13 protein-coding genes are annotated in these 14,841 nt (G+C 68.9%); 6 read left to right on the top strand and 7 right to left on the bottom strand.

Annotated elements, in window-relative coordinates; genetic code table 11:
* Positions 1–451 precede the first annotated feature (451 nt).
* Entirely contained in the window at positions 452–1,825 is a 1,374-nt protein-coding gene (locus A5780_RS32515; RefSeq protein WP_063013607.1) for a GAF domain-containing protein, read from the bottom strand.
* A 147-nt stretch (positions 1,826–1,972) separates the two neighbouring features.
* Positions 1,973–3,370 carry a mycofactocin biosynthesis glycosyltransferase MftF gene (mftF, locus tag A5780_RS32510; RefSeq protein WP_063013608.1) on the bottom strand — a complete coding sequence of 466 codons (1,398 nt, stop codon included), beginning with the start codon at positions 3,368–3,370 and terminating at the stop codon, positions 1,973–1,975.
* 373 nt (positions 3,371–3,743) lie between these two features.
* Between mftF and mftR2 the strand changes: the two genes are divergently transcribed.
* Together mftR2 and A5780_RS32500 are read left to right on the top strand one after the other, a co-directional pair.
* Positions 3,744–4,367, top strand: a complete 624-nt coding sequence (mftR2, locus tag A5780_RS32505) for a mycofactocin system transcriptional regulator MftR2 (RefSeq protein ID WP_030517131.1) — start codon at positions 3,744–3,746, stop codon at positions 4,365–4,367.
* Between the two features lie 53 nt (positions 4,368–4,420).
* Positions 4,421–5,482 (top strand): ferredoxin--NADP reductase, encoded by a 1,062-nt coding sequence (locus A5780_RS32500; protein WP_064910971.1) that lies wholly within the window; start codon positions 4,421–4,423, stop codon positions 5,480–5,482.
* Between the two features lie 112 nt (positions 5,483–5,594).
* Here the strand turns inward: A5780_RS32500 and A5780_RS32495 are convergent, their stop codons facing one another.
* The 4 genes from A5780_RS32495 to A5780_RS32480 all read right to left on the bottom strand — a co-directional run bounded on the left by A5780_RS32495 (position 5,595) and on the right by A5780_RS32480 (position 10,198).
* On the bottom strand, positions 5,595–6,344 hold the full coding sequence (locus A5780_RS32495) for a DNA alkylation repair protein (protein ID WP_063013614.1): 750 nt from the start codon (positions 6,342–6,344) through the stop codon (positions 5,595–5,597).
* A 145-nt stretch (positions 6,345–6,489) separates the two neighbouring features.
* Positions 6,490–7,656, bottom strand: coding sequence for a hypothetical protein (locus A5780_RS32490; protein WP_156769733.1), 1,167 nt, complete (start codon positions 7,654–7,656; stop codon positions 6,490–6,492).
* A gap of 448 nt (positions 7,657–8,104) precedes the next feature.
* Entirely contained in the window at positions 8,105–8,884 is a 780-nt protein-coding gene (locus tag A5780_RS32485) for a glutamate racemase (RefSeq protein ID WP_064906676.1), read from the bottom strand.
* 126 nt (positions 8,885–9,010) lie between these two features.
* Positions 9,011–10,198, bottom strand: coding sequence for an NAD(P)/FAD-dependent oxidoreductase (locus A5780_RS32480; protein WP_064910968.1), 1,188 nt, complete (start codon positions 10,196–10,198; stop codon positions 9,011–9,013).
* 199 nt (positions 10,199–10,397) lie between these two features.
* Between A5780_RS32480 and A5780_RS32475 the strand changes: the two genes are divergently transcribed.
* Together A5780_RS32475 and A5780_RS32470 are read left to right on the top strand one after the other, a co-directional pair.
* Positions 10,398–10,745 carry an SPW repeat protein gene (locus tag A5780_RS32475; protein WP_064910966.1) on the top strand — a complete coding sequence of 116 codons (348 nt, stop codon included), beginning with the start codon at positions 10,398–10,400 and terminating at the stop codon, positions 10,743–10,745.
* A complete protein-coding gene (locus A5780_RS32470; RefSeq protein ID WP_104364590.1) occupies positions 10,745–11,374 on the top strand; it encodes a TetR/AcrR family transcriptional regulator in 630 nt (209 codons plus the stop codon). Before A5780_RS32475 ends, A5780_RS32470 begins: the two co-directional genes overlap by 1 nt.
* Before the next feature lie 15 nt (positions 11,375–11,389).
* Here A5780_RS32470 and A5780_RS32465 read toward each other — a convergent pair whose 3' ends face one another.
* A complete protein-coding gene (locus A5780_RS32465; RefSeq protein ID WP_104365766.1) occupies positions 11,390–12,034 on the bottom strand; it encodes a TetR/AcrR family transcriptional regulator in 645 nt (214 codons plus the stop codon).
* A 69-nt stretch (positions 12,035–12,103) separates the two neighbouring features.
* Between A5780_RS32465 and A5780_RS32460 the strand changes: the two genes are divergently transcribed.
* Both A5780_RS32460 and A5780_RS32455 read left to right on the top strand, forming a co-directional pair.
* Positions 12,104–12,547, top strand: coding sequence for a cupin domain-containing protein (locus tag A5780_RS32460; protein ID WP_231983174.1), 444 nt, complete (start codon positions 12,104–12,106; stop codon positions 12,545–12,547).
* An 81-nt stretch (positions 12,548–12,628) separates the two neighbouring features.
* Positions 12,629–14,827: a hypothetical protein gene (locus tag A5780_RS32455; protein WP_064910964.1), complete on the top strand. Its 2,199-nt coding sequence runs from the start codon at positions 12,629–12,631 to the stop codon at positions 14,825–14,827.
* Positions 14,828–14,841 lie beyond the last annotated feature (14 nt).

Genomic DNA, 14,841 nt, shown 5'->3' with positions numbered 1-14,841 from the left:
CAGAGCCTCCTCGTTTGACGAAATACCCAGCGACCGAACGCTTTTCGGGCAGCACGAAATAAGCCCCGGGCCCCGCGCGACGGCGCGGACCCTGGCTTTGCCACGGATGGTTCGGCGAATACACCTCACGCGATCGCGAAGGTGTGAAAGAGCGAAATGGTTTGTGTCTCAGTAATTTCGGTGAACCGGTGCGGTCACCAACTCATCCTCGAACTCGACTTCCTCCAACATCGCGGCCCCGAGCTCCCGCGGCCTCATCTCCTGCATCGGCCGGTGGCGACCCGCGCCACCGTTCATGCAGCGAACACTAGGCCGAAGACTAATAAAAAGGAATCAGTTCCTTCAAAAAAACTCGGACTAGCGTCCAATTCGGTCGATCTCGGGGCAGAGATGTGCCCGAAACCACACTGTGACCTGTTTGTGTGAGTCAGGACACTTTCAGACGCGGAGCCTACGAGCCGAAACGTTGCATCTGCGTTGCATCGGCGCCCATCCGCCGGTCGAGCACCCGAATTTTGGCCTCGATCTGGGCATACAGGGCGGAATCGCGATCGGCGGTGGCTCGATAGGCCACCCATGCGGCGGCATCGTCACGCCCCTCGGCTCCCGAGGTCCAACGGCTCAGCACGGTCGCGTCACCGGAACGTAACACTGCGGTTCGCAGCCGCACCCGCAATTCATCGCGAATGTCTATAACTCCGGGAGCGGTCGAACGGGGCAGCACCGGTCCGGTGTAATGGCGGACCGCACTGTGCACATCACCGGAGTCCAGTGCCGCGCGCAGCGCCTCCACATCCGTGGACACCGGCACCCGCAACCGATACGGCCGCGAGCCGAAGACGTCCGGGCCGACCACCGAGCGCAGCCGCGACATGGCGGCGCGGATGGTGGCGTTGTCGAGGTCGGTGTCGTCGAGCAGCAACGCCAGATGATCGGCGGACAGACCTTCGGCGTGTTCGGCCAGCAGCAGCAGGATCTCGGCATGCCGCTGCGACAACGCGATGCGCTCGCCGTCGACCGACAACTGCGGCTGGCCCAGCCCCAGCACCTCCAGCGCCAGCCGGCCGGCGGTCCGCGGCGGCGTCGAATGCCCCACGGACGCACGGCGATCCGCGCCTCGTTGTTCGGTGCGCACGGCCGCGAGGACCAGATCCATTTCCGCCGCGGTCGCGGCCGCCTTCACCAATGCCAGAATCTCCGGGCGCGCGACGCGCACGCCGCCGGCGATCATCAGCACGCCGACCAACCGGCCGTCCGGATCGTGGACGGGCGCGGCCGCCCCGGTGAGCTGATGCATCCGGTGCAGAAAGTGTTCAGGGCCGTGGATCCAGGTGGCGCGCCCGGTGCGGACCACCAGTCCGACCGCGTTCGTGCCGATGCGGCGTTCGGACAGATCGTCGCCCTCGCGCAGGCCGACCTCGGCGGCGGCCTCGACCCGGTCGGGATTGCCGTGCACCGACAGCACCCGGCCGAACTGGTCGGCGACGACCACGATCAGGCCGATGCCGGTGGCGTCCTGCAGCAGCAGCTTGTCGACCAGTGGCATCACCGCGGCAATCGGATGGTTGTCGCGGTAGCGCTGCAGATCGGCACCGCGCAGACCGCGGCCGTCGAGTACGTCCATGGGGTCGACCCCGCCGCGCAGACTGCGCAGCCAGGACTCCAGAACCAGCGGACGCAGCAATCCGGGCAGCTGATTGAGCTGATCACCCCCGACGCTGAGGTAACCGTGGGCCTGAGCGGCATAGGCTTCCAGCGCACCGAGCTGTGTCCCGGGCTCGACCCTGCCCTCGGGACGGTTATCGCCTGTGAGATTGCTGACCATTTGCCTTTCTTTCCCGTCCCACACTGTACCGGCGGGTCAGGAAGGGCATGGGCGAAGCATACGGTTTGTCCGACAGGTCACACCAGCATCGGAGCGCGGCGAAATGTGAGGTAGACGGCATATCGGGGCCAACTGTGACCCCGGCCATCAATGCCGCGGAACGGCCGGGCGCAGCGCGGCCACGTTGCGAGCACGCAGCGCACCCGACCAGAGGCCGGTCCCGTAGGCGAGGTCGTCGAGCCGCTTGCACATCAGATACCGCACCGGATCCAGGCCGCCGGCATCGCGGTGGGTGAACCAGTCGGCCAGTCCGTCGGCGATCGCCAGCGCGACCGCCAGCCGGCGGATGCGCCGGGAGGCGATCATCGCCAGCACGGTCACCGGCCAGTAGTGCCGGCACAGCGCCGAGACGATCCGCCACACCCCAGCGGAGAATCCGCGGGCCAGATGGATGGCCGCCACCCGCGTCGGATTGTCGAGTTCGGCGAACACCCGCCGCAGCCGGATCAGCGCGGCGAGCAGCGTGGCGAGCCCGCCCAGGATTCCGGCCCGCGAGGCGGTGGCCAGCAGCGCGGTCGCGGCGACGGTCCAGAACGGCACCGACAGCGGGGCGACCATCCCGGCGTGGCGCCGGGCCAGCGGCGCCGCGGCGGCGCCGTGAGAAACCTTGCGCCCGAACCACTTACCGAACGAGGCCGGTTGATCGCAGGCGACGTGCGCGGCGGGCTCGTAGCGCAACCGCCAGCCGGCGCGCTCGAGTCGCCAGCACAGATCGATATCGGCGGCCGAGCGCATCTGCTCGTCGAATCCGCCCTCGGCCAGCAGGGCGTGCCGCCGCACCAGCAGGGCCGCGCCCGGCGCGTACGACACCGAGCCGCGCGAACTGACCGCGGTTTCCCGGCGGCCGAAATCCAGCGACGACCGCGCGCTCTCGTAGCGGCCCAGCACACTGGCATCCGGCTCGCGCGCGACGATGCGGGGCGCGACCAACGCGACCTCGGGATCGCTGAAATGGCCGAGCATGACCTCCAGCCAGCCCGCGCGGGGGACCACATCGGAATCCAGGAATGCGACGAATTCCGTTGTCGCCGCCCGCAGTCCGGCATTGCGCGCGGCGACCACGCCCTGGCGTGCATCGTGGCGGAGCACCGTGACGCGGCAACGGCCACCGGTACGCGGGATCCGAACCGGCCGGTCCGAACCGTCGTCCACGACCACCACGCTGTGCCCGCGCAGGGCAGAGAGCAGCCGCTGCAATCCGGCGGCGTCGTTGCAATGCGGCACCACGACCGTGACCTCTTCCGGGGAAGGAAGCAGGCGCGGACGCGGGTTGGCCACCCCGGAGTCGAGCAGCCGTCTGGCAACCACCGCGGACTGGGGATCCGTCACTTCGAGATACCCGTCACCGATCAGGGCGGCCGCTTCCGGAGCAAGTTTCAGCAACCTCGTCGGCGAGCCACCGACCAAGAGCCGTCCACCGGAATAGGTGCGCACCCGAGGATCGATTCGCACCCCGAACCCGTTGGGCAGTCGATCATGGCGCATTCCAAGAATGCTATGCGCTAACCGCCCTCCGGGCATCCCGTGTCGAAAAAAACGGACCGAATTCGATACGAATCCGGCGGCAACCCACCGGCTCCGGCGTTGCGTGGGTGTCAATGACCATCGACGCTATCTGGCTATCGCACGGCAACATTCGCTTCATGATCAACGAGATTCCGCGTGGGACGCGATAGTTCATCTCCGGCTACTACCGCGTGAGATGCGGCGTCGCCGTGTGCGCCGATCTCCTCCACGTACCGGGCCGCGACCACGAACGCGCACTCTAGACTGCGGAAGGCAAGCACGTTGAACAGCAGATGACGGGTGGCCGTCGGGCGGGCTGCGCAGGTCTAGAGGTGGCATGGGAGTCGGACGGATGCAGACGAGCGGGGGCGGCAACACACTCTCGGAAGCCGAGATAGTCGAGGCCGCATTGCGTGTGGTGCGCGCCGACGGCGTGGAGAAGCTGTCGATGCGCCGGCTCTCCCGCGAACTGGGCGTCTCGCCGATGGCGCCCTACTACTACGTCGCCGACAAGCGCGAATTGCTCGATCTGGTGGCCAGCGCGGCCCTGACCGGCGTGCGGACCCCACCGCCGGAATTCGGCACCTGGCAGCAGCGCCTGCGCGAACTCATCGATCAGATCGACGAGAAGCTGCGCAAACATCCGGGCCTCGGCGATGTGCTGATCGAACAGACGCTGGGCAAACAGCTCGATCTGATCGCCGCTGTGATGGAAATCCTGTCCGATGCGGGCTTCGACGATCGCAATGTGCTCGCCGCCTATGCCACCATTCACACGTATCTGTTCGGCCGCGCCCGGGTCAATCCACGGGACCGATCCGCGCTGGTCGACATGCCGCTTCCCGAAGCCGTCGAGCGGGCCGTCAAGCACATGGGCGATCTGCGCGGCAAATACTCCTACGACTTCGGTATGGATGTGCTGATCGCGGGGCTCGAGGCCCAGCTTGTCCGGCAGCGGGACGGCCACGTATCATAAATTAGAACACGTTCTAGTTTACCTGCTCCAGCGCCCGGCCCCGAGAGGACACCATGACCACCGCCGATCCCGTCGTACCGCACAGCTCACGATCGGCCGTGCTGCGGGTCGCCGCTGTCGTCAACGAGACGGCCGACGCCTGTTCGCTGGTCTTCGACGTGCCCGAAGAACTGCGCGAGCGCTTCGCCTACCAGCCCGGCCAGTTCCTGACGCTGCGCATCCCGAGCGAGCGCACCGGTTCGGTCGCGCGCTGCTATTCGCTGGCCAGCTCACCGCACACCGATGTGCAACCGAAGGTCACCGTGAAGCGCACGGTCGACGGATACGCGTCGAACTGGGTGTGCGACAACGTCCGAGCCGGTGACGAGATCGAGGTGCTGCCGCCTTCCGGCGTCTTCACGCCGAAGGATCTGGACGAGGATCTGCTGCTGTTCGCCGCCGGCAGCGGTGTCACCCCGGTGATGTCGATCCTGAAATCGGCGCTCGCCCGCGGCACCGGCCGGATCGTGCTGGTCTACGCCAACCGCGATCCGGAATCGGTCATCTTCGCCGACGAACTGCGCGAACTCGCCGACAAGAATCCGCAGCGGCTCGTGGTGGTGCACTGGCTGGAGACGCTGCAGGGCCTGCCCACCGCCGACGGACTGGCCGCGCTGTGCGCCCCGTACACCGGTTTCCGCGCCTTCATGTGCGGGCCGAAGGCGTTCATGGACCGGGTGCACGACGCACTGGCCCAGCTGGAGGTGCCGCGCAACCGCACCCACGCCGAGGTCTTCAATTCGCTGTCCGGCGATCCGTTCGCCGCCGGCGCCCCCGTCGAGGTCAGCGAGGAGGACGCCGCCGACGCGGCCACCGTGGAGGTCGAACTCGACGGCCAGACCCATTCCATGCAGTGGCCGCGGCGTCAGACCCTGGTCGACATCATGCTCGCCAAGGGCCTGGACGTGCCGTACTCCTGTCAGGAAGGCGAATGCGGCTCCTGCGCCTGCACCGTGCTGGAAGGCAAAGTGGAGATGGACAATTCGGAGATTCTCGATCCGGAGGACATCGAAGCCGGGTACATCCTCGGGTGCCAGGCGCATCCGGTCACCGATCATCTGAAGATCCAGTTCTGAGGACCGCCGCTGCCGCAGCCGACCGCTGGGCCGTGCGCGGCAGGGGAATCCGCCGCGGTGCATGGGCGCCGTATCGGCACCGCGGCGGACACCGCGTAGTCGGCGGGCCGGCTTACGGCGCCTGCCGTTGCGCCCGATAGGCCGCGCGCGTCTCGGGTTCCAGATGTTCGGTGGCGTAACTCAATGCCGTGCGGCCCATATCGTGGGCACGGCGGTCCAGGAATTCGGTGAGCAGGGCGCGGTCCACCCGTTTGCCGACTTCCCGCAGCATCCATCCGACCGCCTTCTGAATCAGGTCGCGCCGATCGTCGAGCAGCCGTTCGCACAGTGCGAACGTGGTCGAGGCGTCGCCGGCCTTGATGAATGCGAAGGTCGTCAGCAATGCGACCCGTCGTTCCCACAGCGATTCCGACCGCGCCAGTTCGTCGAGCAGATCGCGCGGCCGTTCCAGTAACCACGGGCCGAGGATGTTCTCGGCCGACACGTCGACCAGATCCCAATTGTTCACGCGCCCGCCGCGCACCGCCGCCAGATACATCTCCACGATTTCCTGTTGCGCGGCAACGTCGTACGTGCGCGGTTTCCCCGCCTTCGCCATGGCATTGTTCGCGATCACCAACGCCGCGAGCCGATGTTCGTGCACCGGACTCCGCAAAAGCTCAGCTATCTCCGAAACGGGCAGTGCGGAAAATTGTTTCGCGACCTTGCGGGTCTGCGGCACAGGGACTCCGAGGAAGGCGTCGCCCTCGCCGTAGTCCCCGGGCCCGGTTTTGAAGAACCGCCGCAACTCGAGGGCGCGGCCGGGATCTCCCAGCTCGTCCATGGCACGGGCGACATCGGCGGCGGTCGGCGCGGAGTTCATGCCCGCACTCCGCCGACACCGCCCGACGCCGAATGCCGATCCTCCGGATGATGCGCAACGATCATGTACGGCAGTATCACTCACTCTTCACCCGATTCCCGACGACAACGTGTCCGGCCGCGGCCGGACACGTGCCGTTGCGGATCTAATTGGCGAAGGTGCGCTCCCCCCGCGCCGGAGCGTGCGCGGACACCGCTCCCGCGGGAATGACGATGCGCCAGCTCGGTTGTTTCCGAACCGGAAACGGCGGAAGTTCGGCGGCGCTCGGTGCGGGCTCGTGCCGCTCCGCGGTGATATCCCCGAATTCGACAACGGGCGCTGGGGGTGTCGCCGGTGCGGGCGGCGCCGGATTGGGTGCTGTCGGAGCCGGGTGCGTTGCCGCCGGCACCGGATCGGGAGCCGTCGGCACCGGCTGCGGTCCCGCCGGCGCCGGAGTGGGTGCGGCCTGGACCACCTGCGATGCGGCCGATGTCAAATGGGATGCGGCCGGAACAAGCTGCGTTGCCACCGGAGCCAGCGGGGATGCGGCCGGAGCCGGGTGCGGTGCCATCGGATTGGGGGCGGTCGGCACCGGCTGGGATGCGATCGACGCCGGATACAGCGCGGCCGGCGCCACCTGAGGTGCGGTCGGCGCCGACGGAGATGCCGGCGGCACGAGCTGCGGTGCGGTTGCTGCGGGCGACACCAGTTGCAGGGCTGCCGGTACCGGACGAGGTGTGGTCGGTGTCTGCGGCCGTGCGGTCGGTGTCGAGGGGTGTGCGACTGCGACCGATCGCGTCGTCGGCCGGGCAGCGGTGCGCACAATCGGATTGTCGCGCAGATGATTCGTCAGCACACAGGCCGCGGCGCCGAAAGCCGTGATTCCGGCGAGCATCGCGGCGAAATCGAGATGGGCCCCCGCCAGTTGATGCGCGGCATGTGCCCCACCGAAGAGACCGCGGAGGATGCCGGAGAAACTGCTGTCGTCCGCGACCGCCGCGCGCATCTCGGATTCCTTGTTGTCGAGGTACAGCACATCCGCGAGGACGAACACCGCCACACCGGTCCCCGCCACCGCGGCCGCGGCGGAGAATATCGACGCGCGGGTGCGCAGATAGGCCACCGCGGCGAAGATCGTCGCGAGCACCGCGACACAGGTCAGCACCGCCCACGTGCCGCTGATATCGGTGTCGCGCAGCCCGGCACCCGCCCAGTCCTGCTGGGACACGGTGGTACCGGTCAGCCTGCCGAAGGCATCCGACCGGATCGCGCCGCCCGGTCCGGAGGCCGACAACCAGGGCTGGAACAACAGGACGAGAGTCGCGGCGCTCAACACGGCCCCGCACAGGTATCCCCAGCTCGGACGGCGACCACCCGGTGGCGTCGGTAGTGAGCCGGACGATTCGAGGTCGCCGGTTCCGGGATGAACATCGCTCCAAGGCGTTCGGGTAGCCATAACTCCGGGTCTGTCTGTTACCGATGCGCCGGCCTCGTGGCGGCCGGCCCGGTAGGGGTGGGTGCGGAAATGCGTCGACGACCGCGCTGTACGTCTGCGAAAAATCACGGTAGAACCGCGTCCGAGTACGGGCCACCAGACCTCCCACGGCTGACTGGGGCGCAGGTCACAGCCCTTTTCCGGAGCACCGGCGAGATATGGTGAAAGAAGTTGTCCCGGAACATGTTTCGATCGTCGGCACCGGCGCCGGTAGTGCCCGGCCGGCGGGAAGCGCGGGCGCGAACGTGACCGGGTCGACACCGGCTACGCCGAGTGCCCCGCGAAGCTAGGCGGTCGGGCACGCGGTGTCGACCGCTCCGAGCACACGGCCGGATTCGAAGGCCGCCGCACTCGCGGGCAGTTCACCGGCGCGACCGCTGTTGTAGACCGTCACCGTGCCGGCGCCGGCGGTCGGCCGGCCCAGGGCGTCGATGCGCCGAAGTGTCTGGCCCGCAACAGCTTCCGCGCTGTCGAACAGCCGGACGCCCGAGGGCAGCGCGGCCACGATGGAATCGAGGACCAGCGGGTAGTGGGTGCAGCCGAGGACGACCGCCTCGGTGCCGGCGGGAGTCTGCTCGGCGGCGCGGGCGATGGCGTGCTCGACGGCCTGGAGATCTCCGCGGTCGATCGCGTCGGCGAGGCCGTGGCACGCCACACCGGTCACATCGGCGTCACCGCCGAAGCGAGCGATGAGATCGGCCTGGTAGCGGCTCGCGGTCGTGGCCGCGGTCGCCCACACCGCGACCGAGGCACACGCGGCGGCCGCCGGTTTGATCGCGGGGACGGTGCCGATCACCGGCACCTCGGGCCCGACCTCGGCCCGCACCTGTTCGAGTGCGGTGACGCTGGCGGTATTGCACGGCAGCACAATGGCCTCCGCGCCGAGCCGCAACGATCGGCGGGCCGCATCCAGCACCCGATCGATCACCCACTGCTCGGGTTTGGGCCCCCACGGCGCACCATCGGGATCCAGTTGCAGCAGCAGATCGAGGTCGGGACGCAACTTGCGCAGCCACGCCCCCGTCGGCAACAACCCCAGTCCCGAATCGATGAGCGCAACGATCACCCAGCCACTGTATTAGCGTCGCCACGAACCCTTACGCCCGACCGGGGTATCGACCGGACCTGTTCCGCGCGGCGCTGGCGTGCCGTCGCACCGACCGATCCGGGCGGCACGGCCCGTTGCGGGCGTTCAGCTCGCGGGTGCGGCGGACCTGGTGTTGGCTGCGAGTTCGGCGCGCATCTTCATCACCTGCGCGGTGCGACCGCCGCCGACCACGGCGGTCAGGACTCCGCCGTCGAAGTAGTGCGCCAGGAATTTGCGGCCGTCGTCCTCGACGATCCGGATCTCGTCGGCGCCCGCCGGGGTGCCGAGGACCTGGATCTTCAGGTCGTACTGGTCACTCCACACGTACGGCACCCGGGCGGCCGTGGGAACGTCGCCGCCGAGCAGCGCGGTCACCAGCAGCCGTGCCTGCTCGCCGGCGTTGGTCCAGTGCTCCACCCGCTTGTGCCGGCCGTTGTCGTGGCGCCACGCGGCGACATCGCCGACCGCCCACACCCCCTCGACCGAGGTGCGGCCCACCTCGTCGGCGAGGACACCCCCGCCCGCCTGCGGTTCCGCCAGCGGGATGCCGGATCCGGCCAGCCATTCGGTGATCGGCGCGGAGCCGACACCGATGACCACCAGATCGGCGGTGACCGTAGTGCCGTCGGTGAGGGTGGCCCCGGTGACCGCGCCGTCTTCGACCTGCAACGAGCTCAGTCCGACGCCGCAGCGCAGGTCCACCCCTTCGTCGCGGTGCATGCGCCCGACCAGGCGGCCGACCGCCTCGCCCAGCGCGGCGGCCAGCGGAGTGGGCTGTGGTTCCACCAGCACCACGTCGACGCCGCGGGAACGGAAGCTCGCCGCCAGCTCGCAGCCGATGAATCCGGCGCCGACCACCAGCGCCCGGCGCGCGGTGGCCAGTCCGTCGCGCAGCGCGGCCGCATCCTCGTGCCGCCGCAGGACGTGGACACCGGCGGCCTCGGGCAGACCCGGAATCCGCTTGGGGCGCAGGCCTGTTGCGATGATCAGCTGTCGGTACTCGAGCACGGAGCCGTCGTCGAAGGTCACGGTGCGCGCCGCGGTGTCGACTCCGGTCGCGGCCAGGCCCAGTCGCAGCTCGATGTTCTTCTCGGCGAAGAATTCGGCGGGGCGCAGCGTCGTATCCGCGGTCTCGCCGCGCACGAACTGCTTGGACAACGGCGGCCGATCGTAGGGCAGGCGCTGTTCGTCACCGACGAGGATCACTCCGCCCTCGTATCCGGCGCGGCGCAATTCCTCCGCGGTACGCAGGCCGGCCAGACCGGCGCCGACGATCACGATCGGGGCTGTCATCGCTGCGCTCCTGGCTCGGTTCCCACTGCTGGCACGTATTGCTGCACCAGTCCACCATAAACTAGAACACGTTCTAGAATGCGGTGACGGGCGCCATATCCGACGCGAGTGCAGGAATTTTCCGGAACAAGTATTGATCGGGCGGTCAATCAGAGTTATACCGAGATCAGAACATAATTCCGCCCCCGAGGAGGCACCCATGCTCACCGAAAACCGCACCCTGAGTTCCGTGGCCGTGGCACTGGGCGTCTATACCGCCCTGTCCCCCATCTGGACCGACCACAGCAACCGCGCCATGTGGACCCTGATCGTGCTCGGCGTGCTGATCGCCCTGGCCGGCCTGGTCCAGTTCACCCGTCCGGGCATCGCCGGAACCGATTACGCGATGGGCCTGTTCGGCGTCCTGCTGTTCATCTCGCCGTGGGTGATGAACTTCAGCTCCTTCAGCGCGGCGTCGTGGACCGCGTGGATCGTCGGCGCACTGACCGTCGTGGTCGCCCTGGCCGCCCTTCCGCAGGTATCGGCACGGATGCATACTGCTCACTGATGCAGATGCCCAAACCCCGTCGAGCGGGGCGTCGCCGCAGCAGCAAGGTCGACGGCGACGCCCGCGCCCTGATTCTGGATGCCGCCGAAAGCCTGTTCGCGGCACACGGATTCGACGCGACCGCGACGGCTGCGATAGCCGCCGCGGCCGGCGTTCCGAAGGGGCTGGTCTTCTATTACTTCCCCACCAAGGACTCGATCCTCTCGGCGCTGATGGCCGAGCGAGTTCCCGCGCATCCGATCGACGACATCGCCACGGTGGTCCGGCCCGGCGATCCGGCGACCAGCCTGGTGAACCTCGACGCGGCGCTGAATCTGCGCGACCACCATTCCTCGGTGCTGCGCGTGATCATGTGGCGCGAGGCCGATACGCATCCGGATGTGCGAAAACAGGTGCGCCGCATGCGCGATCAGCTGCTCGACGTCACCGCCCGGGTATTGCAGGCGAGTGCGCCCGGGCAGGTACAACCCGGAACCCTGCGGGCCTGCGCAGCCGCCTGGGTGTCGGCCATGCTCACCATCGCGAGCACCGACCGGTTGCACGCACTGGACGGATTGACACTCGCCGGCGCCGAGGAGATCACGAACCTCTCCCGGGTCGTCGCGGCCGGCATGACCGGCCTGGGCTGAGCCGGCGCCGCCGGTTCAGCGAGCCGGCAGCAGACCATCGACCAACGCGCGCAATCCCTCCTCGTAGGTGTCGGCCGCGGTGAGCGCGCCCCACCGGTCGGCCACGGCCGCCAGGCGCGGAAGTTCGCCGGCATCGATATCGGCGAAGACGCGCTCCCGGAACACCGGCCGGTCGTCGTCGCGACGCCGGCGAGCCGCGGCCCGAATCAGAATTTCCCCGGCGGTGTAGTACCAGATCGTCCGATAGGCGTGCACCGCCCGCTCGGCATCCAGTCCGGCGTCCATCGCCGCGTCCAGAATCGTCTCTGGATACCAGAGCGCGGCCGGTGAGAGCAGGTCGTCGGCGGTGAGCACCTCGGTGATCCACGGAACCGGGGCCAGGATGTCGTGCATCGCGCGGGCCGCGACGATCAGGCGTTCTCCGGGGTCGTCCGGCAGTGGCGGATGGACCGCACCCGTCGCCACGTCGTCGAGCAGAAGCAGCAGCAGCGCGTCCTTGTCCGGTACGTGGTGATAGAGCGCCATCGGCGTCGCGCCGAGTTCGGTGGCCAGGCGCCGCATGGTCAGCGCCTGCACGCCGTGGGTCTCGATCAGCTCGCGCGCGGCGGCCACGATCTGCGCGCGGGACAACCGCGGCGGACGTCCGGTTCGGGTGCTCACCCGGCCATCTTGACACGAGGTCTCGACAGCGAGCATCGCGGTCGGTTACTTTTTATACATGTATAGAAAATGCGCACCGGGCTCCGCTCCGGCAGCGATCACGCCACTCGCGGCCGGATGAAGGGCACCACCATGCACCTCTCACCTGTCGACCTGTTCGCCCGCGGCATCCGAATGCTGCCCGACGGCCGGGTTTTCGACGAACAACGCCGTATGTCCGGAGATATGGAGGGGTGGACGCTGGCGACTTTCCGGGTGGCCACCGACGCCGACGTCCACGGCGACCACTGGGAAATGCATCCGAGCGGAGAGGAGTTGGTGGCGGTGCTCTCGGGCGGAATCCGGATGTATCTGCGTGAGCCCGGCGACGCGGCGGGACCGGTATCGCTGCGCGCCGGACAGGCGTTCATCGTGCCGCGGGGGTGTTGGCATCGGATTGAGGTGGACGAGCCGAGTGAACTGATGTCGCTCACCCTGCGCCACGGTACCGAACTCGCAAAACGGACGGATTGAGCTGCGGCGCAAGGGCGGCGGGAACCGTCGCACACCCCCGCGAACTCGCACCCCGAAACGTGAGCGATAAGAATGGAGTGTATGACGGATCCCGCCAATGCCCGTTTCGGAGAACCCCATACTGCACGAGAGGGGCACCGACTGACCCGCTCCGAGGAGGAGCCGGGCCAGCAGACGGGTGGCGGCGGTCCCGCGCACGGCGGTGCCGAGAAGTTCGGACTGCGCTGGGACAGCGCCGAATTCGGTGAGTCCGGATCGGGTGAGAGCGTTTTCGGCCCGCCCCCGGTCGCCTCGCCCACCGATGTCCCGTCCTTTTCACCCGACTACCTCGCCGGCACCGCGGTTCCGGCACCTCCCGCCGCACCGCCGCTGCCGGTCCGCGACACATCGGCCCGCACGAACATCCCGCCGCTGGCCACCCGAGAACCCGCGCAGCGCAGCATGTTCGCCTCACCGTTCGATGCGGATTACGAGCAGGGTGCGGCGCGGTCGCGGAACAATCCTGCGGCCGACGACGAATCCGCTCCCACCTCCAGTTTCGCGGTGAGCGCGGCGGAGACGCCGCCGGTGGATCCGAGATCGGGTGTCCTGGGATCGTCCACGGCTCCCGGCGACAACGAGAACCCGACGCCGGAGAAGGCAACCTGGGAAACCGAACTCGATGCCGGAGCCCAGGATCCGGAGGACACCGTCCGCCGCATCGCGGAGAGCCTGGGCATCGACCCCGGGCGGCAGAGTCGCTCCCGTACCGCCGAAACCGAGCCCGCCGAGGCGTCCGCCGAGCCGCCGGAACCGCGGCGATCCGATCCGGCCGAATCCGGTGCCCCGTCGACCGCATCCGTCCCGGCTCCGCCGAAACTCCCGATGCGGCTTCCCACTCCCGCCCACGGCATCGTCCGGACCGAACCGGCCGGTGCCGGAACGGGTCTCGCCGCCGACGCGACACCGGCGAGCACCGACCCGCGCCCGGACACGCCCCGCCGGCCCATTCCCCGTGCGGCTCGGCGGGCACGCGGCGACGAGCAGCACGCCGCGAACACCGCCGCGGCCCGGCTGCCCGGCGACATCGCGGCAACCGAATCGGCAACCGGTGAGCAGCACACCACCGCGGTGACCGAACCGGCATCCGCCGGCAACGAGCCGCCCGCAGCCGCCTCCGGGAGCGAGAGTGAATCCCGCCCCGCGACAGCGGAAGGTGTGAACCGCACGGCGATCGGTCACGCGACATCGGCCGGCGGCGACGCCGATCCCGCACGGCTCGCCGCGACCCCACTGACCGACCGGTCGCCCGACGAAGCCCTCCGACCCACCGCGACCACCGAATCGGCAGCCGGGAGCGAGCACACACCACGCCCCATTACGCGGGCCGAATCCGTCGCCGAGAGCGCCCAGGCCGCCGAACACACCGTCGCCGAGGCGAATACGGGCGCAGCGGAGGACGACAAGGGTGAGCCGGCGACCCCCGCGGCGCGGCTGCCGCACCGGCATTCGAACGAGCCGGCACACTCCCACCGCGCGGAGTCGACGCCCCCGGCCCACTCCGATCCGGCCGACCGAACGGACGAAGCCGGCTCCGGAGATCCGCAATCGTGGCAGAACACCGACATGCTCCCGGCGATCCGCAGCCGCGCGGACAACGCCCACGCCGCTTCCCACCAGCTTCCCTCCCGCAACGGGGCGACGGTCGGCCTGCGCTCGGCCCCGACGAGTACCCTCGCCGAACAGTCCGATACCGACGTCCTGCGACGACGCGCCGCGGAAGCCCGGGTGGCGGAGTCCGTTCCGACCAGCCGGCACCGGTCGCTCGCAGCGGAAACCCGAGCCGACGACTCGACGACCGAGGCCCCGGAAGACGGTGCGACACAGCCGGATTCGGCGATCGGTGCCGCCCACATCGAATCGTCCACCAGTGCCGCGGGTACCGGCGGTCGCCGAAATCGTCGCGCCACCGGGGATCAGCACTCCGGTGACACACCGGACGACATCGCTTCGCGCACCGGCCTGCCCCCCACCTCCCGCCGCGCGGCCCGCCGCCGGGCCGAGACCACCGGCGAACCCCCGGCCATCGACGTCGGCCTGGTGATGCAGTTACTGCTGGCCAGCCACACATTGGAAAATGTGGCTCGCAACGCCGAAGCCGGCGACGTCGACCTCAACGGCCTCATCACCGCCGCCCACCGAACCCGCACCGCCGCAGTCGAACTCGTCACCACCTGGTTCGGCGGCGCCGACCAGATGCGCGAATTCGCCGAAGCTCTCCTGGCGGCGACCGAGAACTGAGCCAGCGACGCGAA

It is taken from the genome of Nocardia sp. 852002-20019_SCH5090214, from assembly GCF_001665865.1.
Taxonomy (GTDB): domain Bacteria; phylum Actinomycetota; class Actinomycetes; order Mycobacteriales; family Mycobacteriaceae; genus Nocardia; species Nocardia nova.
This window is presented reverse-complemented; position numbering and strand designations above follow the sequence as displayed.